The sequence below is a fragment of the Desulfotomaculum sp. genome (assembly GCA_003513005.1).
Classification (GTDB): domain Bacteria; phylum Bacillota; class Desulfotomaculia; order Desulfotomaculales; family Nap2-2B; genus 46-80.
This window is the reverse complement of sequence record DOTD01000014.1, coordinates 1-24,151: the sequence shown is the minus strand read 5'-3', so window position 1 is coordinate 24,151 and position 24,151 is coordinate 1. Positions and strand designations below refer to the sequence as shown.

At 44.0% G+C, this 24,151-nt stretch carries 26 protein-coding genes, 2 tRNA genes and 1 other RNA gene; 11 read left to right on the top strand and 18 right to left on the bottom strand.

Annotation, left to right across the window (positions count from 1 at the left end; all coding sequences use genetic code 11):
• The first annotated feature begins 151 nt into the window (after positions 1 to 151).
• A complete protein-coding gene (locus DEH07_01115) occupies positions 152 to 2,323 on the top strand; it encodes an ATP-dependent RecD-like DNA helicase (protein HBY03153.1) in 2,172 nt (723 codons plus the stop codon).
• A gap of 18 nt (positions 2,324 to 2,341) precedes the next feature.
• Here the strand turns inward: DEH07_01115 and DEH07_01110 are convergent, their stop codons facing one another.
• Complete coding sequence (locus tag DEH07_01110) at positions 2,342 to 3,013, bottom strand: hypothetical protein (GenBank protein ID HBY03152.1); 672 nt, start codon at positions 3,011 to 3,013, stop codon at positions 2,342 to 2,344.
• Positions 2,925 to 3,245: a hypothetical protein gene (locus tag DEH07_01105; GenBank protein HBY03151.1), complete on the bottom strand. Its 321-nt coding sequence runs from the start codon at positions 3,243 to 3,245 to the stop codon at positions 2,925 to 2,927. The genes DEH07_01110 and DEH07_01105 overlap by 89 nt, the downstream gene beginning before the upstream one ends.
• Positions 3,246 to 3,293: 48 nt before the next feature.
• Here DEH07_01105 and DEH07_01100 point away from each other — a divergent pair, with 48 nt between their 5' ends.
• Both DEH07_01100 and DEH07_01095 read left to right on the top strand, forming a co-directional pair.
• Entirely contained in the window at positions 3,294 to 3,458 is a 165-nt protein-coding gene (locus DEH07_01100) for a hypothetical protein (GenBank protein ID HBY03150.1), read from the top strand.
• Positions 3,428 to 3,961 carry a hypothetical protein gene (locus DEH07_01095; protein ID HBY03149.1) on the top strand — a complete coding sequence of 178 codons (534 nt, stop codon included), beginning with the start codon at positions 3,428 to 3,430 and terminating at the stop codon, positions 3,959 to 3,961. Before DEH07_01100 ends, DEH07_01095 begins: the two co-directional genes overlap by 31 nt.
• A gap of 26 nt (positions 3,962 to 3,987) precedes the next feature.
• On the opposite strand, the gene DEH07_01090 is transcribed toward DEH07_01095, so the two are convergent.
• Positions 3,988 to 4,722 carry a hypothetical protein gene (locus DEH07_01090; protein HBY03148.1) on the bottom strand — a complete coding sequence of 245 codons (735 nt, stop codon included), beginning with the start codon at positions 4,720 to 4,722 and terminating at the stop codon, positions 3,988 to 3,990.
• Positions 4,723 to 4,834: 112 nt separating this feature from the next.
• Here DEH07_01090 and DEH07_01085 point away from each other — a divergent pair, with 112 nt between their 5' ends.
• Positions 4,835 to 5,218, top strand: a complete 384-nt coding sequence (locus DEH07_01085; protein HBY03147.1) for a hypothetical protein — start codon at positions 4,835 to 4,837, stop codon at positions 5,216 to 5,218.
• A 105-nt stretch (positions 5,219 to 5,323) separates the two neighbouring features.
• Here DEH07_01085 and DEH07_01080 read toward each other — a convergent pair whose 3' ends face one another.
• Positions 5,324 to 5,566 carry a hypothetical protein gene (locus DEH07_01080; GenBank protein HBY03146.1) on the bottom strand — a complete coding sequence of 81 codons (243 nt, stop codon included), beginning with the start codon at positions 5,564 to 5,566 and terminating at the stop codon, positions 5,324 to 5,326.
• 192 nt (positions 5,567 to 5,758) lie between these two features.
• Between DEH07_01080 and DEH07_01075 the strand changes: the two genes are divergently transcribed.
• Positions 5,759 to 6,139, top strand: a complete 381-nt coding sequence (locus DEH07_01075; GenBank protein ID HBY03145.1) for a hypothetical protein — start codon at positions 5,759 to 5,761, stop codon at positions 6,137 to 6,139.
• Positions 6,140 to 6,141: 2 nt separating this feature from the next.
• On the opposite strand, the gene DEH07_01070 is transcribed toward DEH07_01075, so the two are convergent.
• The gene (locus DEH07_01070; protein HBY03144.1) at positions 6,142 to 6,957 is read right to left on the bottom strand and encodes a methyltransferase type 11; all 816 of its coding nucleotides are present in this window, start codon (positions 6,955 to 6,957) and stop codon (positions 6,142 to 6,144) included.
• 367 nt (positions 6,958 to 7,324) lie between these two features.
• Here DEH07_01070 and DEH07_01065 point away from each other — a divergent pair, with 367 nt between their 5' ends.
• Genes DEH07_01065 through DEH07_01055 form a run of 3 tightly spaced genes read left to right on the top strand, consistent with a single transcriptional unit; the run spans position 7,325 to position 13,335 of the window.
• A complete protein-coding gene (locus DEH07_01065; GenBank protein ID HBY03143.1) occupies positions 7,325 to 9,046 on the top strand; it encodes a restriction endonuclease subunit M in 1,722 nt (573 codons plus the stop codon).
• A complete protein-coding gene (locus DEH07_01060; GenBank protein HBY03142.1) occupies positions 9,047 to 10,321 on the top strand; it encodes a restriction endonuclease subunit S in 1,275 nt (424 codons plus the stop codon).
• On the top strand, positions 10,321 to 13,335 hold the full coding sequence (locus DEH07_01055) for a restriction endonuclease subunit R (GenBank protein ID HBY03141.1): 3,015 nt from the start codon (positions 10,321 to 10,323) through the stop codon (positions 13,333 to 13,335). The genes DEH07_01060 and DEH07_01055 overlap by 1 nt, the downstream gene beginning before the upstream one ends.
• Positions 13,336 to 14,017: 682 nt before the next feature.
• Here DEH07_01055 and DEH07_01050 read toward each other — a convergent pair.
• From DEH07_01050 to DEH07_01020, 7 genes are all read right to left on the bottom strand, one after another.
• A tRNA-Arg gene (locus tag DEH07_01050) sits at positions 14,018 to 14,094 on the bottom strand.
• A 62-nt stretch (positions 14,095 to 14,156) separates the two neighbouring features.
• Positions 14,157 to 14,420: a SigmaK-factor processing regulatory BofA gene (locus DEH07_01045; protein HBY03140.1), complete on the bottom strand. Its 264-nt coding sequence runs from the start codon at positions 14,418 to 14,420 to the stop codon at positions 14,157 to 14,159.
• An 81-nt stretch (positions 14,421 to 14,501) separates the two neighbouring features.
• Positions 14,502 to 15,104 carry a recombination protein RecR gene (locus DEH07_01040; GenBank protein ID HBY03139.1) on the bottom strand — a complete coding sequence of 201 codons (603 nt, stop codon included), beginning with the start codon at positions 15,102 to 15,104 and terminating at the stop codon, positions 14,502 to 14,504.
• Between the two features lie 14 nt (positions 15,105 to 15,118).
• Positions 15,119 to 15,427, bottom strand: coding sequence for a YbaB/EbfC family nucleoid-associated protein (locus tag DEH07_01035; GenBank protein ID HBY03138.1), 309 nt, complete (start codon positions 15,425 to 15,427; stop codon positions 15,119 to 15,121).
• Positions 15,428 to 15,479: 52 nt separating this feature from the next.
• Positions 15,480 to 17,312, bottom strand: a complete 1,833-nt coding sequence (locus DEH07_01030) for a DNA polymerase III subunit gamma/tau (protein ID HBY03137.1) — start codon at positions 17,310 to 17,312, stop codon at positions 15,480 to 15,482.
• 107 nt (positions 17,313 to 17,419) lie between these two features.
• An RNA gene (gene ffs / locus DEH07_01025) (signal recognition particle sRNA large type) lies at positions 17,420 to 17,687 on the bottom strand.
• A gap of 36 nt (positions 17,688 to 17,723) precedes the next feature.
• Positions 17,724 to 17,819 (bottom strand) — tRNA-Ser (locus tag DEH07_01020).
• A 198-nt stretch (positions 17,820 to 18,017) separates the two neighbouring features.
• Here DEH07_01020 and DEH07_01015 point away from each other — a divergent pair.
• The 3 genes from DEH07_01015 to DEH07_01005 all read left to right on the top strand — a co-directional run bounded on the left by DEH07_01015 (position 18,018) and on the right by DEH07_01005 (position 20,241).
• Complete coding sequence (locus DEH07_01015) at positions 18,018 to 18,650, top strand: hypothetical protein (GenBank protein HBY03136.1); 633 nt, start codon at positions 18,018 to 18,020, stop codon at positions 18,648 to 18,650.
• A 291-nt stretch (positions 18,651 to 18,941) separates the two neighbouring features.
• Complete coding sequence (locus tag DEH07_01010; GenBank protein HBY03135.1) at positions 18,942 to 19,253, top strand: zinc-binding protein; 312 nt, start codon at positions 18,942 to 18,944, stop codon at positions 19,251 to 19,253.
• A gap of 214 nt (positions 19,254 to 19,467) precedes the next feature.
• The gene (locus DEH07_01005; protein HBY03134.1) at positions 19,468 to 20,241 is read left to right on the top strand and encodes a hypothetical protein; all 774 of its coding nucleotides are present in this window, start codon (positions 19,468 to 19,470) and stop codon (positions 20,239 to 20,241) included.
• Here DEH07_01005 and DEH07_01000 read toward each other — a convergent pair.
• The 6 genes from DEH07_01000 to DEH07_00975 form a co-directional block, all read right to left on the bottom strand.
• The gene (locus DEH07_01000; protein ID HBY03133.1) at positions 20,238 to 20,573 is read right to left on the bottom strand and encodes a cupin domain-containing protein; all 336 of its coding nucleotides are present in this window, start codon (positions 20,571 to 20,573) and stop codon (positions 20,238 to 20,240) included. The genes DEH07_01005 and DEH07_01000 overlap by 4 nt on opposite strands.
• Positions 20,574 to 20,703: 130 nt before the next feature.
• Positions 20,704 to 21,030: a hypothetical protein gene (locus DEH07_00995; protein ID HBY03132.1), complete on the bottom strand. Its 327-nt coding sequence runs from the start codon at positions 21,028 to 21,030 to the stop codon at positions 20,704 to 20,706.
• Positions 20,999 to 21,400 carry a hypothetical protein gene (locus tag DEH07_00990; protein HBY03131.1) on the bottom strand — a complete coding sequence of 134 codons (402 nt, stop codon included), beginning with the start codon at positions 21,398 to 21,400 and terminating at the stop codon, positions 20,999 to 21,001. Before DEH07_00990 ends, DEH07_00995 begins: the two co-directional genes overlap by 32 nt.
• 95 nt (positions 21,401 to 21,495) lie before the next feature.
• Positions 21,496 to 22,107, bottom strand: a complete 612-nt coding sequence (locus DEH07_00985) for a hypothetical protein (protein HBY03130.1) — start codon at positions 22,105 to 22,107, stop codon at positions 21,496 to 21,498.
• Between the two features lie 33 nt (positions 22,108 to 22,140).
• Complete coding sequence (gene lepB / locus DEH07_00980; protein ID HBY03129.1) at positions 22,141 to 22,653, bottom strand: signal peptidase I; 513 nt, start codon at positions 22,651 to 22,653, stop codon at positions 22,141 to 22,143.
• A gap of 268 nt (positions 22,654 to 22,921) precedes the next feature.
• On the bottom strand, positions 22,922 to 23,632 hold the full coding sequence (locus DEH07_00975; GenBank protein HBY03128.1) for a DNA alkylation repair protein: 711 nt from the start codon (positions 23,630 to 23,632) through the stop codon (positions 22,922 to 22,924).
• Between the last annotated feature and the right edge of the window lie 519 nt (positions 23,633 to 24,151).

The following is a 24,151-nucleotide window of genomic DNA, read 5'->3' as shown; positions in this document are numbered from 1 at the left end:
TCTGATATCTTTTCAACAGCATAAACAAACATAAATGCACTACATGAACTGGCTGCCAGGAGAGAAGCCGTTCTAAACATTATTTTTGACTTTTATTTATGATGTATTAGAATAAAACCGAAAGAGAATGTTGTTATACAAGGGTAATTTAATGGATTTTTTACGCTGTATAGTTGAACGAATAACATTTATAAACGAAGATAATGGTTTCTGCGTTATTAAAGTTAAGGCAAAAGGATTTAATAACCTTGTAACTGTTATCGGAACCATGGTTTCGGTAAATGCAGGCTCAATACTCTCCCTTAAGGGGGAATGGAAACACGATAGTAAGTTCGGACGTCAATTTGCAGCCTATGAATGGGAGGAAAGCCTGCCCGCTACCACTTATGGAATGGAAAAATACCTGGGCAGCGGCATGATCAAGGGAATAGGCCCCATATTTGCCAGGAGGATTGTCAAACAATTCGGAGCTGACACATTAAATATTATTGAAGCAGAAACTGTCAGGCTGACTGAGGTCCCGGGCATAGGCAAAAAGCGCATCCAAATGATCAAGTCCGCATGGCAGGAACAAAAAGAAATCAAAAATGTCATGCTTTTTTTGCAAGACCATGGGGTCAATACCTCTCATGCTGTCAAGATATATAAAGCATATGGCAACAACAGCGTCTCCATAGTAAAAACCAATCCTTACAAGCTGGCTGACGACATCCGGGGTATTGGTTTTAAAACCGCCGATAAAATTGCCGCTAAGATGGGATTTGACAAAGAGAGCTTTGTACGATGCAGAAGCGGTATCCTATATACTTTGAACGAGCTTGCGGATGAAGGCCATTGCTATGCGGCAAGAGACCAACTGATTAAAACCGCTAACGAATTGTTAGAGATAGAAGAATGTATTATATCAATCACTCTGGATCACATGTTAAAAGAAAAAGACGTTATATTTGAAGATCCTGACGCAATATATATACCGCCCCTGTTTTTCAGTGAAGCCGGTACGGCAAGAAGGATCTCTGAAGTTTTAAATACTCCCGGCTATAAACCAATCAATGATATAAATAGAATCATCTGCGATTTACAGAATAAAACCGGTATTATTTATGACCAGATTCAGATAAAAGCCATCAACTGCGCTGTGCAGTCCAAAATAATGGTCTTAACGGGCGGACCCGGCACAGGCAAAACAACTATCACATCAGCCATCATATCCGCATTTGCGGAGCGCTGTATGCAGATCCTGCTTGCTGCGCCCACGGGGCGCGCCGCCAAACGCATGACCGAAACAACCGGCAGGGAAGCTAAAACCATACACAGACTGCTTGAATTTAAGCCTCCTGACGGGTACCAGAGAAACAGCGATAATCCCCTGGAAGGCGATGCGCTTATCCTTGATGAAGCCTCCATGATTGATATTGTTCTTATGTATAATCTTTTCAAAGCAATACCGGACCATATGACTGTAATAATTGTCGGCGATGTCAATCAGCTTCCTTCCGTGGGTCCCGGCAATGTGCTGCGGGATATAATTGACTCGGGCGCAGTACCGGTTATTAAGCTTGAACATGTTTACAGGCAGGCAATGGGCAGCGCGATAATCAGGAACGCACACCGTATTAACAACGGAATTTTCCCTGATCTAAAGCCCGACAAGAACGGCAACTTCTTTTTCATTCAAGCCGATGATCCCGCCGGGATACCGGACCTTATAAAACAGCTCTGCACCACACGCCTTCCCGCATATTACAAGGTGGATCCCATTCGTGACATCCAGGTTTTATGCCCCATGCTGCGCGGTGATACCGGCGCCGTTAACATGAATATACAACTGCAGGCAGCGTTGAACAGCAGTACTTTGTCTTTAAGAAGAGGCGGCGCCGAATACAGGCTCCGCGATAAGGTCATGCAGATCAGAAACAACTATGATAAGAATGTATTTAACGGGGATATTGGCATAATATCGGATGTGAACTTGGAGGATAATACCCTTACTGTACGCTTTGACGGCGTTCCAGTTTTATATGACATTTCAGATCTGGACGAAGTTGTTTTGGCCTATGCCACAACTATTCACAAAGCTCAAGGCTCCGAGTATCCCATTGTCATACTGCCGCTTACCATGCAGCACTATATTATGCTGCAAAAAAATCTCCTTTACACAGGCGTAACCCGTGCAAAGAAAGTTGCAGTAATAATCGGAAGCAAAAAGGCTATTGCGTATGCTGTTAAAAATAATAAGGTTATCGAAAGGAACACCGGGCTCAAAGATAATTTAAAAAAATATGCACAACCTGACATAGGCTCCGGTGATAAGATTTTCTAATTCAGGGTAGACCCCATACTAATAATGCAGCGCCATCAGCGCATCTAAAGCTGCCGCATTGATTGGATAATTGACAGGCGAAGATGTAATCAGGGAATGCGCCGCAACCTGGAAAGTGTTCAGTTCATTGGCGGTAAGGCTTTTCTGGATGGCCAGGCCTAAAACATTGATCATTTCCCCCATTGAGTCGCCCCCGTTACCTGGGCGCCAATCAGCACACCCGAGGTCTTCATAAAAATCAGCTTTAAAGTTAACCGACAGGCCGGCTTCCTGCGCTAGTATGGAGTTCGGTGTTACAACTGTCGCCAGTATTACCGCCCCTGCCCTGACATTTACCCCATTATCCAGTTTGACCGCTTCAACCTTTCCCCGGCCGGTAATCTCACAGACTTTCGTTCCTGTCATTACTGCAATGCCGTTTGATCTCAGATCATCTTCCACTGTCCGGCAGACCTCGTCATCGAAAGCGTGCCAAACGCATCTTTGCGCCGCTTCTATCAGGGTAACCTTTTTACCTGCCTTTTGAAGCTGCTCGGCAAACTCTACGCCTGAGAGCCCTCCGCCGATAACAACCACATCCAGAACATCAGTCTTTTTCATTTTAACCTTCCTCTTTAGAGCAGCTTTTAAACAGATTAACGAGCTTTCGCTGCCTGTCCGCGCCAACATCCAGCGTAAAGATATCCTCATCCAGCAAAGCGAGGCCCATGGCGTTCGCTGCAACCGGCTCGTAAATGTTGATCAGAAGCCAGCGGTAATCAGGGCAATAACACTGCAGCAGCGAGATTACTTTGTCAACGTCAAAACTGCCGATAACCCGGTTTTCAATTAACAGACGTCCAAGATAGTAAAACGAATCCAGCAGTTCCAGTATGGTAAGTTTGTGGTAATATAACAATGCAAAAAAGCAGCAGCCGTCCATTAGATCGGTTGCCGCTTTTTTTTAACATTTATATATTAACATTTATATATACTGACAAAGCTTTCAGAAGCCGTCTGGCTTAACGACAAGGTTTTCAGCCTTGGCAAATCTGTAACCACGTATGGAAACGAATTCTATGTCCCCTTACGCACTTTCAGCGAACTGCTCGGAGCGGAAATTGAATACCGGGAGCCAGCAAACCTGTCCGGATAATCCTTCCTGACGAAAATGACAACAAAGTCGTGGTAAGCTTTGCCGGTGATACTGTACTTGCCTGTTCCCTTGAGAATATTGTCAAAGATAATTACAGCTATCCCTTTGCAAACCTCGCCTGTTTCAAAGATTCAGACCTTTCCATGCTCAACCTGGAAAATCCCATTACTGCAAGAGGCATAAAGGTTCCCAAGGAGTATAACTTCCGCATGCGCCCTGATTATATAAAAATATTACAGGACGGCGGCATTGATATTGTCAACCTGGCCAATAATCATACCGGGGACTATAGTACCCAGGGCATTGAGGATACTTTAAGGTACCTTGACGATGCGGGAATAAAACATGTAGGCGCAGGACTGGATCGGGCGGACACAAGAAAACCGGTTGTAATAGAGTGCAAGGGAATAAAGATCGGTTTTTTGGGCTACTACAACAACCCGGATTTTGCAGGCGGGACCAATCCGTTTAACGAAAGAGTTTTAAAATATCCGGCAAGATAATAATCACCGCTTAACACAATAATCGCTTACATCGCCCTGTGGCAATAAGGACATTCTTTTGCTTCGACGGCTGATACTGGTAATACTTCAGAAGCACGAATATGCACTCCCAAATAGACAGCCACACCCTGTGCTATTGCCCAGGCAGTGCGATCCTGAAACTCAGACTGCCTTAACAGCTTTTCTTCCTGTTCGTTACTGATGTAGCCTGCTTTTACAAGACAGGCAGGATATCTTACGGCCTCCAGCAAAGGAATGTTATTATCTCCATGAACGCCATTACCTTTAACGCCGTTAGCAGCCGGGAGCAAGGCATATATTTTATGCGCCAACTGGCGTGAGCGCCCGTCAAAGGTGCTGTATTTTATTTCAGGACCATGCACGGCATGATCTTCATTCTCATTGCAGGCGATGGAGATAAAATTACTGGGCTTTGCTTCTTCAATTATTTCCAGTGTTTCCAGCCACTTAAGAAAATCGGTTTCCTCATCGACACATAAAACCGTATCGTGGTTACATGGAATAATGACTTCCAGTTCGTCAGCCGTATCCAGATAGGCTTTAACACGCAGGGCTATTTCAAGATTTATGCTGCGATCCTTGGCAAAGTTCGGGCTTAAAGTTCCAAAATTCCAATCACCGTAGGCAGTATCAATCACAACAGTCTTTTTAATCTGAATCACCTTCCTTTTTTCAAAAATATCGGCACAAGTCACGAATAAATATACATGGAAAAGATTATTTACGGCCTCAATCAGCAATGATTAAATACCAGGAACCGCAATCCTGTTTGGGTGATATGAAAAAATATCCTTTGAATAAATATTGGGAAGTATGGTAACTATAAAGTATATTTGGAAAGGGGCAGACTATATGAAACAAAAAAAGCTTTTCTACATGTGCGCGGCTGTAATAATTCTTACTATGGCAATTGCTTATTCGGCATTTGCCCTGACCGCAGAAAAAGAAAAGAGCAAACAACAGGTTGTTGATGCTACAGAAATTGACGGTATTATAACAGGCATTAAAGGGAATACGGTTTCAATTAAGGGAGAGGACGGTTTAACAAAGTCTGTTACTTTTAATAATCAGACAATCTTCCAAATCGAAAGAATAGTACAGGCGACACCAAAGGATTTGAAAATTGGAGACGAAATAGAGGTAACAGGCAGCCCTGCTGAAGGATACGGGACTAACGCTGAACGTATCAAGATTGAGGCAAATGATGATCTTGAAGACAATAAAAAAGATAAATAAGATTTACCATTTTTACAACGGTTAAAAAGACAACCACCCCGCAATTTGATATGCGGGGCTTAGTTTTTTCTGGCGCGCTTTGTCTTAAGGGGCTGTGCGGCTTATTTAAATTGGAAATCCTCTAACAGACTGCACATACTGCAATTTAATTTCGGGTACGGGAAGATGGGTAAGGGTGTTGTTGCCGGGAGAAACTTCATCTGAGACAACACCTTTCCCGGGAGGTTTTGTATTGAACCATATTTGAGCTAAAAACGGTGTGTCGGAGAAATTTGTAACAGTATAGACATTTACAAAATCTTTTTGCTTTTTAAAATGATCTTCTTTTTCCGAATTACCGTCCGGCATAATAGAATTCCTCCATCATAAGATATGCAGTCTATATTATGGAGGTATACCAGTAATTGTTACTATTTAGGAAATACTGAGAAGCACACAGCCCAAGGCATCTTTTTTTCTTTTTTTTTACAAATTTAGAGGAAGAACCTTCCTTATGTAGAAATGTAGATTTAATACAAATTATCCAAGGAGGGGGTTCTTTTGGAGTTAAAATATGCCTGTGTCTGTGATTATGCCATAATGGATAAAATGGATAAATTGAGCATTTTAGGAATGTTTGATGGTATTACTTCACTACAGTTTCCAGCTACTCATTCCAGAATGTTCTTCGTTGCCCTATTACAAGCACACCCTTCTGAGATAGGAAACCATCCGGTAAGAATTACTTTAGTAAATGCGGATGGTGAACAAGTTATAGATCCGTTTGAGCAAGAAATTACCGCGACACGGGATATATTAAATTGTAATCTGCTTATTGAAATGGTAGGAATTACTTTTCCAACAGAAGGTACATATTCTTTTGATATTATTCTGGACAATCGTCATGTTGGTTCAGTTCCAATAGCATTAAGATCATCTTGAATTTAAATATGTACAGGCACTGTACCCCAGAACATCGTCATGGTGAAGAAAGCATAGTAATCCGGCAGATTGATAATGAAATCCGGTGAATCCGGCAGGCAAAGGCGCTGGAAATCTGCCAGATCACCAGGTGCAAGTATAGTTTCTACATTTGACCAGCGTTCCTTAAAAAGCTCTGCCAGAGCTCCTTTTACTTCATCATTCAGAGGCGCGCAGACACTTTCAGCAAAGACTCCGGCCTTGACTTCCCTTAACCCCAACTCATTGAACCAGCCCAGCGCACGTAAAAAGTGCCGCTCCGGTTTCGTTCCCTGAACAAAAGGCGCAATGCCGGCTGATGTTGCTCCCAGCCGGGCTTCCAATACGGGATATCCTGGAAGCAGCTTCTCGGAAGACCAAAAAGCGACGGCTACAATACCACCCGGTTTTACGACGCGTACCAGTTCCCTCAATGAGGAAAGCGGTTCCGGAAGAACCAATCCTGCGCAGTCAACGCTCCATGCCCAGTCGAATGTGCTGTTATCAAACGGGAGGCCGGTTATATCCCCTTCCTTAAAAGAAATCTGTTCCGACAGGTCAGCCTTTTTAACCAACTCGTGGCCATAATCAAGCATATCCGCGGATATGTCGAGGCCGGTAACATGTCCGGCAGGCCCTACCTCCCCGGCCAATAACAGGCATTGAAGACCGATTCCGCACCCGGCGTCAAGCCCCCGGCTTCCCTTCGGCAGCCGCAGCGCCATAACCATTTCAGCAAGTATTGACCTTCTTAAGGGATTAGACACCAGCAGGCTCTGTATATAAGACCCGGCAGCCATTATTACCTCCCTTACGGCACTTTTCATATCTACAACTATACGCGCCATGTGAAGGAGTTATACTTATTTTAAAACATTGTTTTCATAAGCGGGCAACCATAAAAAGCTCCTTAAAATCCTTTTTCTACGCAATTATTGCAAATCCCTTTGAAGATATATCTCAAAATTCAAGAAAAACAACTCCGCAAATACGAACCGGGTTCTGTTCAATCCTTGCGGTTTCTTCGCTTAAAAAGCAGGCATATTCCTATATTTAGTAGAAATTTGGGGAAATAATACAAAGTTTAGAGGAAAATAATTTCTTGTGGTGAAGTTAACAAGAAGCGATTTTTTACCAAAGAAATGGATTTCAAAGGGAGCAACCTGAATGTCAACCAGTATCAACATAAATGAAAAAGCCAATCTTATCTGGGCCATTGCGGACAAACTGACCGGGCCTTACAAACCGCACGAATACGGCGAGGTTATCCTGCCGCTTACAGTTATCCGCCGCTTTGACTGCATACTTGAAAAGACAAAGGAAGCCGTAGTACAGAAGAACAAAGAACTGAATATTGCAGTAAAAGATCCTCTTCTGCGCAAGGTATCCGGCTACTCGTTTTATAACATCAGCCCCTTCACCTTCGGCAAACTCCTGGATGACCCGGACAACATTGAAGCAAATTTCAGAAGCTACCTGAACGGCTTTTCTGAGAACGTCCGCAATATTATCGAACGGTTCAAGTTTGACGGCCAGATCAGCTACCTTTCCGAAAAAAACCTTTTATATATCGTCCTGAAAGAATTCACCGACCCCAAAGCCGATCTGCACCCCGATAAAATTTCAAATATTGAGATGGGATACATTTTCGAAGAAATTATCCGCCGGTTTTCAGAAGCTCACAACGAGGACGCCGGGCAGCATTACACCCCCAGGGAAGTAATCGAGCTGATGGTCAACATCCTTTTTGCCGAAGACAGCGGCCTGTTATCAGGAAACGCAGTCGCCAAAACAATCTATGACCCTGCCTGCGGCACCGGCGGCATGCTGACTGTTGCCGAGGACCGCTTGAGAAGCCTGAACAGCAACGCACAGTTAATCTGTTTCGGGCAGGAGATCAACCCACAGACTTATGCAATCTGCAAATCTGATATTCTGATTAAAGGCGCAAACGCCGACTACATCAAAGAGGGCAACACGCTTTCCGACGACCTGTTTAAAGACGATAAATTTGACTACATCCTGTCCAATCCGCCTTTCGGCAGGGAATGGAAAAACGAGAAAAAAGCTGTTGAAGATGAACAGAAGCTCGGCTTTGCCGGCAGGTTCGGGCCGGGAGTCCCGGCAATAGGCGACAGCCAAATGCTCTTTTTGCTGACGGCTATTTCCAAAATGAAAGACATAAAAGACGGCGGCAGCCGCCTGGCCATCATCCACAACGGATCGCCCCTGTTTACGGGTGACGCCGGGAGCGGTCCCTCGGAAATCCGCAGGTATATTATTGAAAATGACCTACTGGAAGCCATCGTCGCCCTGCCCAATGATCTTTTTTACAACACCGGCATCGCGACCTATATCTGGGTGCTGTCCAACAAAAAAGCACCGCACCGCAAAGACAAAATTCAATTAATCAACGCCAACGGGATGTATGAAAAACGCCGGAAGTCGCTGGGCAATAAACGAAACGATATACCCAAATATCATATTGAAGAGATCACCAGAATCTACGGCGATTTTAAGGAAAACGAATTTAGCAAGATATTTAACAACGAGAAATTCGGCTATGCCAAAATAGTGGTTGAGCGGCTGCTTTTGGATGAGGACGGCAAACCTGTCCTAAAAAAAGGAGAGAAACAGCCCGACACAAGTTTGCGGGACACTGAAAATGTGCCGCTGACCGAGGATATCGACACCTACTTTGCCAGGGAGGTCCTCCCTTTTGTCCCGGACGCATGGATAGATAGAAATAAAACCAAAATCGGCTACGAGATACCGTTCACCAGATATTTCTATAAATACACACCTCCAAAGCCGTCAAGCGAAATAATGGCTGAGATTTTAGAAATAGAGAAGGAATTAGACGGCTCGCTGAAGGCGGTGTTTGAATAATTGACCAGGGCGATGAAAGACAGCGGAATCGAGTGGATTGGGAAGATACCTGAAGAGTGGGAAGTAAAAAAAATAAAATATGTCAGCAGTATCACAATGGGACAGTCACCTAACTCAGACGATTATAATATTGAAGGCATCGGGATTCCTTTTTTACAAGGAAATGCTGATTTTACAAATAGATATCCTTTTGAAAAAATCTATTGTGTCAATGCTAATAAATTTTCACAACCATTAGATATTCTCTTTTCTGTTCGTGCTCCTGTTGGAGCAAAAAACATATCAGACAAAGTTTATGCGATAGGACGCGGCCTTTGTGCTATTACGCCAAAACAAATAAACAATAATTTGATGTGGTACTTAATAGATATCATAAATTGTGAGTTTAGTTTCAACGCAAGAGGCTCGACTTATGATTCAGTTACAATTAATGATGTAAATAATTCAAAGATTCCTATTCATTCCCCCACTGAACAAAAGGCTATTGCGGATTTTCTTGATAAAAAATGTGCAGTTATTGACGATACAATAGAAAAGCAAAAGCTGGTTATTGAAAAGCTACATCTTTATAAACAATCTCTCATCACCGAAACCGTAACAAAAGGACTTGACCCCACAGCTAAAATGAAGCCCAGCGGTATTGAATGGATTGGGGATATTCCACAGGATTGGGATATTAGAAAACTTGGAACTGTTGCATCAGTACAAACAGGTCCTTTCGGTAGCCAATTGCATAATAAAGACTATGTTGATGAAGGAACGCCAATCATTACAGTTGAACATTTTGGAGAAATGTATATTATTCATAATGATTTACCCCGAGTTTTAGATGAAGATCTAAAAAGATTAAATAAATACTCACTTAAAACGGGTGATTTGGTATTTAGTCGCGTTGGTTCGGTCGATAGAAGTGTGCTGGTAAGAGATACTGAAAATGGATGGTTATTTTCGGGTCGTTGCCTCCGTGTACGTTTTGATAATTATATAGTTCCACAGTATATAAATTACTGTTTCTGTAAATTAACGTTTAAACAATATATGGGTTTAGTTGCTGTAGGATGTACTATGCCATCAATTAACACAACAATCTTGAATAACATACGAATTGCTGTACCGTCTTTTGCTGAACAGCAAGTCATTGCCGATTATCTTGATACTAAATGTGCAAAAATTGACAGTATAATTATTGGTAAACAAAGACTAATTAGTAAACTAACCGACTATAAAAATTCCCTGATTTATGAATGCGTTACCGGTAAAAGGGAGGTTATCTGATGCCCGACTTTGACCACAAAGAAAAAAAGCTTGAAGAGGCAATAGAACATTACCTGATCACTGAAGGTGGATATGTCAAGGGAAACGCAGGCGCTTTTGACAGGGAACTTGCGCTTGACACAGACACTCTTTTGTCATTCATTAAAACCACCCAGCCGAAAGAATGGAGCAAATACCAGACCATCTACGGCGCCGGCAGTGAAAGGGCATTTATTGAACGATTTTGTAAAGAGGTAAAGCAGTCCGGTCTAATCCGCATACTACGTAAGGGAATCACCGACCGAGGTATCAAATTCCGAACTACTTTTTTCAAGCCGGAAACAAAACTGAATGAGCAGACCATAAAACTCTATGAGCAGAATATTCTTTCTTGTATCCGCCAGCTCCATTACTCAAGCCGCAATAATAATTCCTTAGATATGGTTCTTTTTCTAAACGGCATCCCCATTATTACAATGGAGCTTAAAGACCAGTTTACCGGCCAGGATGTGTCGGACGCTCAAAACCAATATAAATATGACCGTAGCCCCGCGGAACTCATTTTCGACTTCCCCAACCGGGCGTTGGTTCATTTTACGGTTGACCTTCAGGAAGTATATATGACAACACGTCTGGAAGGCGGCAACACCTATTTCCTGCCCTTTAACCAGGGTTCCTGCGGGGCCGGCAATGTCGGCGGGGCGGGCAACCCTACTGCAGAAGATAACTTTGCCATAGCCTACCTCTGGGAAAACGTCTTATATAAAGACCGACTGATGGAAATACTCCAGAAGTTCATACACCTGGAAAAGAAAACGAAAAAAGACAAGTCGGGCAAGGTAACCGAGAAAAAGAGCGTTATTTTTCCCCGTTATCATCAGCTTGACGTTGTCCGCAAACTGCTTGAAGATGTCAAGGACCACGGTCCGGGCAAAAATTACCTCATTCAGCACAGCGCCGGCAGCGGCAAGTCCAATTCAATCGCCTGGCTCGCTCACCGCCTGTCCGGACTGCATGATTACGGGGACCATAAGATTTTTAAGTCGGTTATCGTAATTACCGACCGCAAAGTACTGGACACACAGCTTCAGGATACCATCTTCCAGTTTGACCATAAACTCGGCGTGGTTGAGAGAATCGACAAGAATTCGAAGCAGTTAAGGGATGCTATTAATTCCGGCAAGGCGATCATCGTTACTACTCTGCAAAAATTCCCGGTAATTTATAAAGAGGTTGCCGGGGGCAAAAACAATTTTGCTGTTATTGTTGACGAGGCTCATTCATCGCAGACAGGCGAAGCCGCCAAAAAGCTTAAAAAGGCGCTTGCCGACACAGAAAGCATTTTAGAAGAATACGCAAGGATGGAAAATGAAGATGAAGTAGCCAGGAAAGACGACCAGGATAAGATACTTGACGAATTGGCCACTCACGGCCAGCATAAGAACCTTTCCTTCTTTGCCTTTACCGCCACCCCCAAGAACAAAACACTGCAGGTATTCGGCGACAGGCAGCCTGACGGAAAATATAAAGCGTTCCATATCTACTCGATGCAGCAGGCTATTGAGGAAGAGTTTATTATTGACGTCCTTAAAAACTACATTACCTATAACAACTACTTTAAAATAATCAAAAAGGTCCAGGATGATCCGGAACTGGACAGCTCCAGGGGAGCGATAGCAATTAAAAAATTTGAATCCCTCCACCCCCACAACCTTTCTCAAAAGACTATTATAATAGTTGATCACTTTCGCTCCATAACTAAACATAAAATTAACGGCGGCGCCAAAGCGATGGTTGTTACCGCCTCACGTCTGCATGCGGTCAGGTACCTGAACGAGTTCAGGCGTTACATCAAAGAAAAACAATATGGTGACCTGAATGTCCTGGTAGCTTTTTCAGGCGCTGTCAACGACGGAGCAGAGTATACCGAGGAAAAACTAAACAAAACCGCTGACGGGAAAACAATCAAAGAAAACCAGCTACCCAAATACTTTGAGTCGGACGAATTTAATGTGTTAATCGTAGCCGAAAAGTACCAGACAGGGTTTGACGAACCGCATCTGCACACTATGTTCGTTGACAAAAAATTATCGGGCGTGAAAGCCGTCCAGACTTTGTCCCGGTTAAACCGTACCATGCCGGGCAAAGAAGACACATTTGTGCTTGATTTTGTAAATAATGCTGATGAGATAGAAAAATCTTTTGAGCCCTATTACAGGGCGACCATCCTGTCTAAGGAAGCAGATCCTAATTTAATATACAATTTGAAAAATAAGCTGGATGATTATCATCTCTGGCAGCAATCAGAGATTGAGCTTTTTGCAAACATCTATTATAAAACTGCGGAGCAGGAAATACCTGATCTGGGCAAGTTGGCGTCCTCGCTGCAGCCCGCCCTGGACCGCTTCGCCGCCAAAGACTCCAAAGAGCAGGACGATATAAAAACAGGACTGGGCCGTTTTGTGCGGCTTTATTCGTTTATTACGCAGGTATGCAGAATGTTTGATAAAGAAATACAAAAGTTCAGCGTTTATGCTAAGTTTTTACTTAAACTGCTGCCCAAGGGGAGAATCGAAAAAATATTAATAGATGATAAGATACTGCTGGATAAGTATAAACTGACAAAGGATTTCGAGGGCAGCATTCTGCTCAAGGATAGTCCCGAACTGTCACCCCCGGAAGGAAATATCGGCGGCAAGGGCAAGATAAGTGAGCCCCTGTCGGTGATTATCCGGAAAATCAACGAGCGTTTCGGCACCAGCTTTACTGAAATGGACAAGGTCCTGGAACAGTTGACCCAGGATTTTATGGCTGATGAACGCCTGGTTGACCTGGCTAGAAACAACCCTCAATCAACCTTTGAAAAAATATTCGAACAGCAATTCAAAGATATTGCCGCACTCCGTTATGAGCAAAACGATGAGTTTTTTATAAGGATGTTCAAGGACGAGGAATTTATGAACGAGGTAATAAAACAGATGCTACCAGAAATTTACCGTAGACTCAGAAAAAATAACAGAAAGATGTTCAAATGAAGAAACAACTATTCGGCGAGATAGCTATACTATTTTTAGAAATATACTGGAAATTTGCACACAGAACATGAGGAGTTGGAGCCCTAAAAAGAATGGTGAGTACCTAATCATCCAATTGTTGCCGCATTCCTTCTCGGCAAGCAGGTACCTATCCTTTTATTCAATGCTTTTACCCCCGGTGTAGTTGGCCTAAATCCTGCCCAGGGGGAACATCTTTTATTGTATTTTGCAAAACGGCTGGAGGAAAGCTTCAGCGACAGATCGTACTAGCCGGAATCCTAATCTCATGGACCATTCTATTAAAATGGAAGCATTTGCTGAAGTTATATGTATCTTCTAAGCTGATCATTTGTTGTAATAGTTTACTTTTCAATTCTGAATTGTGACTGATAATGCAAACCCAGAAGCCCCACGACCGATAGACGAATTCTCTAGTTTTAATTCTTTCGTTAACATTCTTTTTGCTGTCACTCTAATTTCATCACTTAACTGCTTTATGGGTTGTTCATCTTCAAACTAATTTCCTTCCGGAAAGCCTATTCTCAATTCCAAAATATCTGTATTCCTATCGCCCATTAATTAACACTCCCTTCGAAATAGAATACCTTTGGTTTTTAACTTGTATATTTAAGAATGTAATATTTAAAACAACCCCGCAAATCCTTGCGGGGCTTGGTTTTTCTGGTGCGCCCGGAGGGACTCGAACCCCCGACACGCGGTTTAGGAAACCGCTGCTCTATCCACCTGAGCTACGGGCACATTATTAAATTTATGATTTATTATAGCATAAAAACCCTGTACAGGCCAAGGTCGTCCTGACGTTATACGAAAATATGGCGGAGAACCGCCAGAAGAATTACGCCGGGAACCTGCAGCACACCTGCGGTAAGCATGGTTACGGGATTTATGGCCACTCTTAATCCGGCCTGGCTTAATAAAAAGTTGGAAACATATAGCAAAACGCCCCCGATAACAAAATAACTGGCTAAATGATAGACTAATTTTAAAGGCTTGAGCATAAACGGCCCCATTAAAAGCAAACCGAACAACCCGGCCAGGCAGATTAAGGCTATCTTCCATTCCATTTCCCGTCACCTCTGATAAATTTTTAGACAAGCTTTTCTTTATGTATGCTTATGAGGCGACTTGGAATATTATTCCTTAATCTACTCTATTTCACGCCTTCCTTCAAGCGCTCTGGTCAGGGTAACTTCGTCGGCATATTCAACACTTGCTCCCATGGGCAGGCCGTAGGCCAGGCGGGTTACTTTTATTCCCATGGGTTTGATTATCTGGGACAGGAATAAAGAGGTGGCTTCACCTTCAAGATTGGGGTTGGTCGCCAGGATGACCTCTTTAATTGTCCCCTCCTGTAGCCTGTTTAAAAGCTGTTTTACGGTAAGTTCGTCGGGACCGATATTGTCGCGGGGAGAAATAGCGCCGTGCAGGACATGGTACATCCCCTTGAAGCCCCTGACTTTCTCTATCGCTGAAACGTCTTTGGGTTCTTCAACTATACACAAAATATCCCTGTTTCTCCGCTGATCGCTGCAGATTTGACACAACTGGGTATCGGTCAGGTTGGAGCAAACGGAGCAGTAACGGATATTTTTTCTGGCTTCCAGCATGGCGGATGCCAGGTTTTGAGTTACCTGCGCAGGGGCGTTTAGCAGGTAAAGGGCCATGCGCTGCGCGCTTTTCGGACCTACACCCGGCAGACCGGCAAGTTCATCAATTAAGCGGGTAATCGAGGCTCCGTAATACTTCAAATTAAGACCCTCTCCTAAAAGAGCCCGGGCAGTTTAAGACCACCTGTAAGCTTACTCATTTCGTTGTTGACCATATCCCTCGATTGGTTGAGGGCGCCGTTGACCGCCGCCATAATAAGGTCCTGAAGTATGTCAACATCTTCAGGGTTAACCGCTTCCGGCTTTATTTCTATGGAGAGCAACTCCTGCTTCCCGTTTACTACCGCTTTAACCACGCCTCCGCCGGCGGTACAGTCAACCGTCCTGTTGCCCAATTCCTCCTGCATCCTGGCCATATCGGCCTGCATCTTCTGGACTTGTTTCATCATCTTGTTCATATTCATGGACACTGGCTATATCCCCCTAACAAATAAAATCATCTTGCATTCAATCGGGCTAACGCTTGTCGTCTATATTTAATCCAAACAGGCCCAGTGTGTCGCCGGTGCTCAACTCCTGTTCCCGCTTTGGCAGATTATAATGTTCCGGCGGTTTACCGCAGGTCAGGCGGAGATGCAAATCCTGTTTAAAGAAAGAAGTTACCAGTTTTAGAACCGCCTCCATTTTTTCTGTTGTTCCCAAATACTCCTTTAAAATTTCATTTTCTCTTGAAAAAGCGATTGTCAGGCAGCCTTCCTTATACTGTTCAGGCCAGCTTTTCGACAGGTACATGTAAATCGGCAAATTTGTTTTTTTGGTTATCTCAAGAAAATCAGCCCATTTTGAGGATATCTGGCTGAAGACTACTTTATCATCTGTGGCTTCAGGAGCTTTATTGATTTCCTCCTGTTCCAACAAGGGGTTTTCATCAACTCTAACTTCCTGCACCCTTTCGGCTGCTGCAGAAATTTCCAGTTCTGACAGGGATTTTTGATCCGCTCCGGGTACAGCCTGGTCAGACTGGTCCACGGGTGTTTTCCTGGCTGGTTTTTTCCGGCCGGCAGTTTCCTTCTTTGGAGGCTTGTCTTCCTTTATTTCCTTTATTATTTCTTCAACTATTCTCTCTGTTTTTTCTTCAACAGCCTTTTCTTCCTTGATGTCTGCTTTTTTAGCGGCAGAATATCCGTTGAAAGCGGATTTACGGATTAAATCAGAGATTTCCTCCAGTCTTACAACCCGCTGGACAAGGTCTAGATCAGGGCCGGAAGCTGCTGTCTGCGCGGCCCGGATCAGCGCTACTTCAAGAAGAATCCTGGGTTGAGAGCTCCATTTCATTTCCTGCTCGGTTTTGCCAAGCAGCTGCAGCAGGCCGAGCAGTTGCTCCCGTCCTAATATACCGGTTATGCCGGCGATACGTTCCCTTTCAGTTAAGCTTAACTCCTCCTTTGCATTGGGAGAAACAAGCTGTAAAAGTATTTTCCTTAAAAAGGCCATCAGCTCGCGGACAAAGGTGCGCAGATCTTTCCCCTGTTCCACCAGGGAGTTTACTATTTCAAGAAGGAGTTTGGTATCCCCCGAGCCAAGCGCACGGGCAGCCTTGTCCAGCAAATCTTCCCTTACCGTACCAAGAAGCTGATGAATGTCGTCGAGTGTAACTTTGCTGCCTCCTAAAGCGCTGACCTGATCCCAGATACTCAGGGCATCCCTTAAGCTTCCTTCTGAATAGCGGGCGATCAGGTAAAGGACGCCTTCTTCCGCCACGGCCTTGGTTTCCGCAATGACCTCCTGCAAACGGCCCAAAATATGCTGACTGCTCAGCCGGTGGAAATCAAACCTCTGGCAGCGCGACAGAATGGTCAGGGGAACTTTATTGGGCTCGGTTGTGGCCAGAATGAATACAACATGAGAAGGGGGCTCTTCCAACGTTTTGAGGAGGGCGTTGAATGCTTCCGTGGTGAGCATGTGCACTTCGTCGATTATATAAATCCTGTATTTGCCCGAAGCAGGCGAAAAACCAATCTTATCCCTCAATTCACGGATCTCGTCAATCCCCCGGTGCGAGGCGGCGTCAATTTCAATAACATCCATGGAAGCGCCTGTTGTTACCTCCCGGCAGTTCACACACACATTGCAGGGTTCAGCGCCGCTCCGCTGACGGCAGTTAAGAGCCTTGGCCAGGACTTTGGCGGTGCTTGTCTTACCTGTTCCCCTAGGACCGCAAAAAAGATAGGCGTGACTTGCTTTTTCCGCCAAAAGGGCGTTCTGCAGTGTTTTTGTAATATGCTCCTGGCCGACTATCTGCTCAAAAAGCTGAGGCCGCCACTTTCTATATAAAGCGAGATATGCCATATTAAAAAAATCCTTCCTCTTTCATCTTTAAAGGAAAGGAAGAGTTGCAAAAGGTACTATTATTACAAAGAACCACCTTTATAGGCAGCTCTTTTTAAAGATACTGGCCGTGCACCTGCCTCCGTGAAATGGCTTCCGGGCGAAACCTGTACTGGTTTTCTCTTGCCAGGCAACCTTGCGGCGCCCGGAGGTTCTTTCTTAGTGCTGCTTCCGTCAAGACCTGACACGGTTCAAAAGTCTCCGCCGCGCAAGACCCAACCGTCATCGCTCCTCGTAAACAGGCCGGACCCCACAAGTCATACCCTCGGGCAGGAATTCAACCCCGCTATAGCGGGTTGCGGGTTCAGGGCACCGCTACCTCCCCGTCTAGCACGGCCATATTTAATCAGTAACCTTTTACCAAAAAAGCTGTGGCGGAGAGAGAGGGATTCGAACCCCCGAGACAAGTTTTATGCCCGTCTACTCGCTCTCCAGGCGAGCGCCTTCGACCAACTCGGCCATCTCTCCACGTGGTCTACTATTGTTTTTAACCTTTTAATCCATCGTTTATTATACATTCGATTATGGCTAAATGCAAGTATTTGGCGCGCCTGTCGAATCTGCCGCAGTGTTCAACAAACTTGAATTTTTGTCCTTTGTGTAATAAACTTTTAGCAGAAAAAACCACCGGCATTGAGATGAAAAAATCCAGAAAGGAGCCAGACCGTGTCCGAAATCCTAGGCAAGCTTGAAAAACCGGAGGCTGAGCAATTCAAAACGGGGCGAAAATTATACCTGGTACCTTTGGCCTTTGCCAGAAAAGACTCACCGAAAGAATATGTTGAAAAGGTCGAGCAATATTGGAAACAGGTAGGAGAACACCTTGCAAACCTTGAGGGGAAGATCGGAAAGATAAAAAAAATCTACCATGAATCCAATTCCTTCAGCGGTGAACAAGGTTTGAGCACTATCCAGCAGATCAATGAAAAAGTCTACCCTTTGATTAAAGAAAAGTGTGATCAGGGCGCAGAAATGCAGGCGACGGAAGATCTGGAGCTATTTACCCAAAGTCTTGACTGGGGCAATTGCCTTCGTGTGGTGATGACCCAAACTGCATTCGAAAAAATTTCAGGGTTCTTCTGGGATATCAGTACAAAGAGGTTCAACCACATAGCTAAACAAATTGATGAAACTCTCGGGGAAAACGAAGCCGGCGCTTTGTTTATCAGTGAGGGACATTCAGTGCAATTTTCTTCCAATATACAAATATTTTATGTCTCACCGCCGGTTTTAGATGAAATACGCCGCTGGTTCCGTGATCAAGCAAAAGAAAATGACTTCGCAGATCAAGATTCATGACCTGCTGTAAAAGCATGACCGGACATAAAGTCTATAAAGAAGCGCCAGTATCACGGCGCTGGCAGAATATGTAATGCAGTCAATAATCAACGTTTTCCATGGTGGAAAATTCCATGGTGGAAAAATATCTTTGTGCTTTACTTTTTAAAAAAGAAAAGGTAAAATGGTAATGCTCAAATAACAGGTCTGAAGAGGTTTATTTCTCATCTGCCAACTGCCTTAAGCTAAGGAAGTCAAGGTCTGAGTGAATCCTCCAAACCTTTTGGGCAAATAATATTTAGGAGGATTCTAATGTACGAAGACAAGACCCTGACTTGTCGTGAATGTGGCGTGGAATTTATTTTTACTGCCTCGGAACAGGAGTTCTATGCGGAAAAAGGTTTCGCCAATGAACCAGGCCGTTGCCCCCAGTGCAGAGCCGCCCGCAAGCAGAGGAAGAATTCCGGCGGCGGTTTTGGCAGCCGCAACGCTCGTCCTAATCGTGAGATGTATACAGTAATCTGCGCCGCATGCGGCTGTGAAACACAGGTACCTTTCCGTCCAAGTGAAGACCGGCCGGTTTATTGCCGCGATTGTTTCACTAAGAATAAGAACCGCTACTAAATTAAAATTAAAAAATCAGCTCCTTTACCACATGGTAAAGGAGCTTAATTTTTTTCCGGAAGAAAAAGCTTGATCAGCGGTTGTTTCTCTTCAGTCTTAAAGTATTCAGCAGACCTCCCCATTGCCCCAACTAAAAAATATAGTTTATAATTTACAAAACAAGACCTGAAAAACCAACATATTGCTCATAAATATTTATTAACAGGAGGATTTTATGCAGATAGGCCGTTTTCAAGACAAGACAGAAACATTCTATGGGGTGATCAAAGGAAACCAGGTATTGCCGTTGGATGATCCTTTTATTTCCTTGGAGCCCCGGACCGGAGAAAAATACAACCTGGAGGAACTTGAAATTCTAGCCCCGTGCCTGCCCAGCAAGGCTGTCTGCCTGGGCCTTAACTACCGCGACCACGCAGAGGAATTCAAGCTGCCGCTCCCTGAAGAACCGCTGCTCTTTTTAAAGCCGTCCACATCTGTGATAGGTCACCTTCAACCAATTGTCTACGCTCCCTGGAGCCACCGGGTGGATTACGAGGCTGAACTGGCCGTGGTAATAAAAAAGACAGCGCATAATATCAGGGAAGCGGAGGCAGCCGAATATATACTTGGATATACCTGCGCCAATGATGTTACTGCCCGGGATTTGCAGGGCAAGGACAAGCAGTGGACAAGGGCCAAGTCCTTTGATACTTTTTGCCCTCTGGGTCCGCATATTGAAACCGATCTGGATCCCGACAACCAGGAAGTCTTTCTCTATCTCAACGGAGAATTAAAACAGCATTCTTCTACAAGCCGGCTGATCTTCCCGGTAGCGACCCTGGTCGCCTTTATTTCCAGGGTAATGACCCTTTTGCCCGGAGACGTTATTCTTACCGGCACACCTTCCGGTGTGGGCAAGATGAAACCGGGGGATGTCGTTGAAGTGGTTATTCCCGGGATAGGCCGCCTGAAAAACCAGATGGCTCCTGTGGAAGATATCCCGGATTAGTTCGAGTATTTTTTTAAATAATCTTCACGAATGGGGTAAAAGGCGTCAATTACTTTGCTGTCAGATATCGCCTTCGCTGAATGCTTTGCATTCGGGGGGATAATAACTACCGAGCCCGGTCCAAGCATCTTGGTAACATTTTCGACAGTCAGCTCAAATTCGCCTTCTATTACCGTTGTCACCTGTTCATGAGGGTGGGAATGCTCCTGCAGTGAAGAGCCTTCTACAATAGTCCAGTGCGCAAAAGTCATGTGCTGCGAATGGATGAACTTAACCCTGAAGCCCGGGATGACTTCTATTTCGGGTATTTGGCTGAGGTCTTTAAAATCCACAGCATTTTCTCCTTTAAGCTAGTTCTTCAGCTTCTTGACACGCTTTTCGATAATACTTCTTAATAGATTTCTGATTATCAGCGCTTAGGTCATCGACTTCCATCTTCGAATCTCCCAACGACTTGAAATATCAGCGCTTATCATTAATCAGCCATACTCTTACCGCCCGTCCGTCTTTTAATTTGTAGCAGCCCTCCAGTGATTTTACCTGTGAATTTCCTTTTGTTATCTTTGCAGAAACTGCTTCAACGTCAAGATTTATTTTAAAATCTGCCCTGCCGTCCCAGTCAAAATCCACTTCCTCACTGATGCCGGGTGGGAGATTTTTCAGGGGTGTCCAGTCAACCTGCACAAAGCCTTCTTTTTTCTCTCCAAACAGACCGTCAAAAACGGGCTGATGTATTTGCGTTTGATATCCTCCATGTTCAACGACGTGGATGACATCCCCGCCGTTCATCCAGGGGGAAACTTTTAACCCGGTTGCCGCAATTAGTCCGCGGGAGAAAAAATCCATCCCTACAAACGTGGCTATAGCAACCGGGATAGCCAGCGCGGCCAAACAATATCCTATTATGCTTAATGATATATATGGCGCCGAAGATTAAACTTCTATACCGCATTATCGAAAAATAAAGTCCTGCCGCCCAGGCAAGCAGGGCAAAAAGCAGGTATCCTGCCAGCCGCCCACCCAAAAACTGCCCCAGGAGGATATAATTTTTCGGTATCTTTTCCCCTTCTCCCAGAAGGTAGGGTAAAAACACCGGCGCACAGTTGGCAAGGCATGCGGTTCCGCTGGCCAATCCAAGAAAGAACCCTTGAACTACCATTATCTATCGCCGCTCTTTTTAATAATTAATTCAGTTAATTATATCACAGTTTTGTAGTTGGCTTGTTTCTATGCAGCACAGCGTTCTCACCAGCGTTAAACATTCTTCTGCTGCATGTTCCGTACTTTTACAAAGCTGTCTTCGGATTCTTCAGGGTTAAGGTAGTTAAGCGGCTTGCAGATAATTTCATTGGCCCTGAGCCTTCTAAGGCGCGGGGATGGCGCCGCCTGCATAACAAGCGCAGTATCGGAACCTCCGCCCGTGCCTGCGATGGCGATGACTTTTTCGCCGCTTGTTAATAGGCCCGCGTCCGAGGCCATCAAAGTTATCTCAAAACAAACCTTGACGCCCTGGCTAAAGCAGCGCAGTAGATTTGCCATCAACGCCGGAACGCCGGATCCATAAAAGTTATCGGTATGAAAAAGCATTGTGCCAAAATGCGCCTCGTGACCGGCTTCCTTGATGGTGTTGACCAGTTCTTCCGGAAAGTAGTTTTTTTCTCTGAAGCCGAACTGATGAGGAATAACAATTATTTTTACACCCTGGTCTTTAAAAAAATCCAGCGCTTTGACGGCGGTTGCGCCTGTGGTGGACGCTATAACCAATTTTTTTATATCCCCGCCGCGCAGCCTTTCCTCCACCAGTTCGAATGTCTTCAATGTATTTTCAGGCCCGATGTCTTCAAAATAAACTGTTCTGCTTTCCATCTTTAAGCTCCCTAAAAAACATACTTGGGGAAATTACTTGGAACTAAACACCTTCAAATCTTGAAAAGGATAGTAACAAGCAATAGCCTTGCCAATTATATTTTCCTCAGGGACAACTCCCCAGGACCTGCTGTCATAGCTTTCGTTTCTATTGTCTCCCATTACGAAATAACTGTGATTATCAACTTCATAAGGTCCAAAATCCGATCTCATTTGCTCCTTTAAATAGGGTTCGCTCAAAGGAGCGCCATTTATGAAAATACATCCGTCTTCAATACAAATCACGTCACCTGGGAGACCGATCACCCTTTTTACAAGATCTTCTTTCAGGCCGCTTTCCGGTGTGGGTTTAAAGACGACGATATCCCCTCTCTCCACATTCTTGAACACTTTTTCAACTATCAGCCTGTCACCTATATTTATGGTAGGGATCATGGAGCCGGACGGAACCCAGCGGGCGTCGGCAATATATGTTCTCACAACAAGGGAAAGGACCAGCGCAAGAACTATAGTCCCCAGGTAATCCAAAAAAATTTTTCTGTTCATACAAAGCGCTCCTTTATTCTGCGGGTATTAACTCTTCACATTATATCAAAACTTTGCTTAAAGAGGCCTTAAAATTTGTTTCTATACCAGGGAGGTCTACTGCCTACGTGCTTAATAACCGCCTCTTCTGCTTGTACGAACTCGTTCACCCTCGGGCTCGTTCAAACTTAAGCGCTTATGCGCCTCTAGAGTTGCATTAGCAGCATGGATGTCTATCTATTTCTAAATGTAAGGAACAGAAGCCGTATGTATGTAATCGCCGGTTTAGCTAATCGCGCTTCATCGCTTCTGCCCTGAGTTCTTTCGGCATAAGCTCAATTGCGTATCTTAACGCTGTCCGGGGCATTATTCTTTTATTTCTCACCACATAGTTAAAGACTTCCCTTTGATTCAGCCGGCTCGCCTCTTTTAACAACCATCCGTATCCTTTTTGGACCAAGTCATCATCATCCTGCAATAAATCATCTGCAATTTCAAAAATGTCGGCCAGATATTCCCCTTTCTTTGCCGGTATGATCAAAGAAACGGCGGCAGCTCTTTTCAGCCACCCGTTCTTTGATTTTGTCCAGTTCTTTACTTCTTTCAGGCTTTCCGGAAATTTTTCAATGAAGCTCCCCACGCTGTGGTTGCAAAATCCATCGCATTTTGCCCAGTTATTGATAAATTTTTCAATCCAGCTTTCAAAAGTTTTTAAATCTCCCGGTTCGAATTTATCTGCCAGCTTTGGGCGCCAGGATGATACAATAAATGCCTCTTCAGTAAAATCAGACATGTACAGTTCCTCGCAGAACTTAAAGATATCTTTTTTCTCAAGTGTTTTAACTTCTTTCCAGTATTTGTTGGCTATCTTCCCAACCAGACCCGTTTTCACTCCATAGCATTTTACCTCTTCCTTAAAAAACCTTTGGAAGCTCTTTTTTATTGAATCATCTGCGCTATTCTCAAGGTCAGCCCTTATTCTCTGAATAATATTGTTCACTTTGATCCTCTTTTCCGGTTTTTCTCTTGGAAACTTTCTCAAACAGGATGTTAGTGTTATTATAACTTAAAGCAGTAAGCATAGTTGATTATTAGAATTCTTATTGTACAATAAATTTAATTCCCGGAAAAACATCCGGTCTTTATTTTTTTCAAAAAAGGAGATTATCTGAGTTAATAATATGCTTTCCAAAAAAAATGAACTTAAGAAAACGCTCTTTTCATTGAAACCTCATGAACATATCTGTTTAATATTTGAAACACTGGAAGAATGGCGCAATATAATTATACCCTTTATCATAACAGGCCTGATGAAAGGTTAAAAATGTATCTATATCACCGACGTAAACAGTTCCAATAGAATCCGCAAGCTCGTTTATGAGGAATGGAGCAACGCTTCTATCGCAGAAGAATCAGGCCAGTTAGTTATACTTGAAGCAAAAGACTCATACACAAAAGATGGTCTTTTCGATCCTGACAGAATGATAGCGCTTTTAACTAGTACTACAGCGATGAGTAT

Coding starts and splice junctions, on each gene's coding strand:
- DEH07_01115 (HBY03153.1), top strand. CDS start 152: ATGGATTTTTTACGCTGTATAGTTGAACGAATAACATTTATAAACGAA.
- DEH07_01080 (HBY03146.1), bottom strand. CDS start 5,566: ATGCCGGACGGTAATTCGGAAAAAGAAGATCATTTTAAAAAGCAAAAA.
- DEH07_01065 (HBY03143.1), top strand. CDS start 7,325: ATGTCAACCAGTATCAACATAAATGAAAAAGCCAATCTTATCTGGGCC.
- DEH07_00995 (HBY03132.1), bottom strand. CDS start 21,030: ATGAACGGCGGGGATGTCATCCACGTCGTTGAACATGGAGGATATCAA.
- DEH07_01035 (HBY03138.1), bottom strand. CDS start 15,427: ATGAATATGAACAAGATGATGAAACAAGTCCAGAAGATGCAGGCCGAT.
- DEH07_01110 (HBY03152.1), bottom strand. CDS start 3,013: ATGAGGATATCTTTACGCTGGATGTTGGCGCGGACAGGCAGCGAAAGC.
- DEH07_01055 (HBY03141.1), top strand. CDS start 10,321: ATGCCCGACTTTGACCACAAAGAAAAAAAGCTTGAAGAGGCAATAGAA.
- DEH07_01105 (HBY03151.1), bottom strand. CDS start 3,245: ATGGACGGCTGCTGCTTTTTTGCATTGTTATATTACCACAAACTTACC.
- DEH07_00985 (HBY03130.1), bottom strand. CDS start 22,107: ATGGAAAGCAGAACAGTTTATTTTGAAGACATCGGGCCTGAAAATACA.
- DEH07_01045 (HBY03140.1), bottom strand. CDS start 14,420: ATGGAATGGAAGATAGCCTTAATCTGCCTGGCCGGGTTGTTCGGTTTG.
- DEH07_00990 (HBY03131.1), bottom strand. CDS start 21,400: ATGGTAGTTCAAGGGTTCTTTCTTGGATTGGCCAGCGGAACCGCATGC.
- DEH07_01010 (HBY03135.1), top strand. CDS start 18,942: ATGTACGAAGACAAGACCCTGACTTGTCGTGAATGTGGCGTGGAATTT.
- DEH07_01070 (HBY03144.1), bottom strand. CDS start 6,957: ATGGCTGCCGGGTCTTATATACAGAGCCTGCTGGTGTCTAATCCCTTA.
- DEH07_01005 (HBY03134.1), top strand. CDS start 19,468: ATGCAGATAGGCCGTTTTCAAGACAAGACAGAAACATTCTATGGGGTG.
- DEH07_01030 (HBY03137.1), bottom strand. CDS start 17,312: ATGGCATATCTCGCTTTATATAGAAAGTGGCGGCCTCAGCTTTTTGAG.
- DEH07_01085 (HBY03147.1), top strand. CDS start 4,835: ATGAAACAAAAAAAGCTTTTCTACATGTGCGCGGCTGTAATAATTCTT.
- lepB (HBY03129.1), bottom strand. CDS start 22,653: ATGAACAGAAAAATTTTTTTGGATTACCTGGGGACTATAGTTCTTGCG.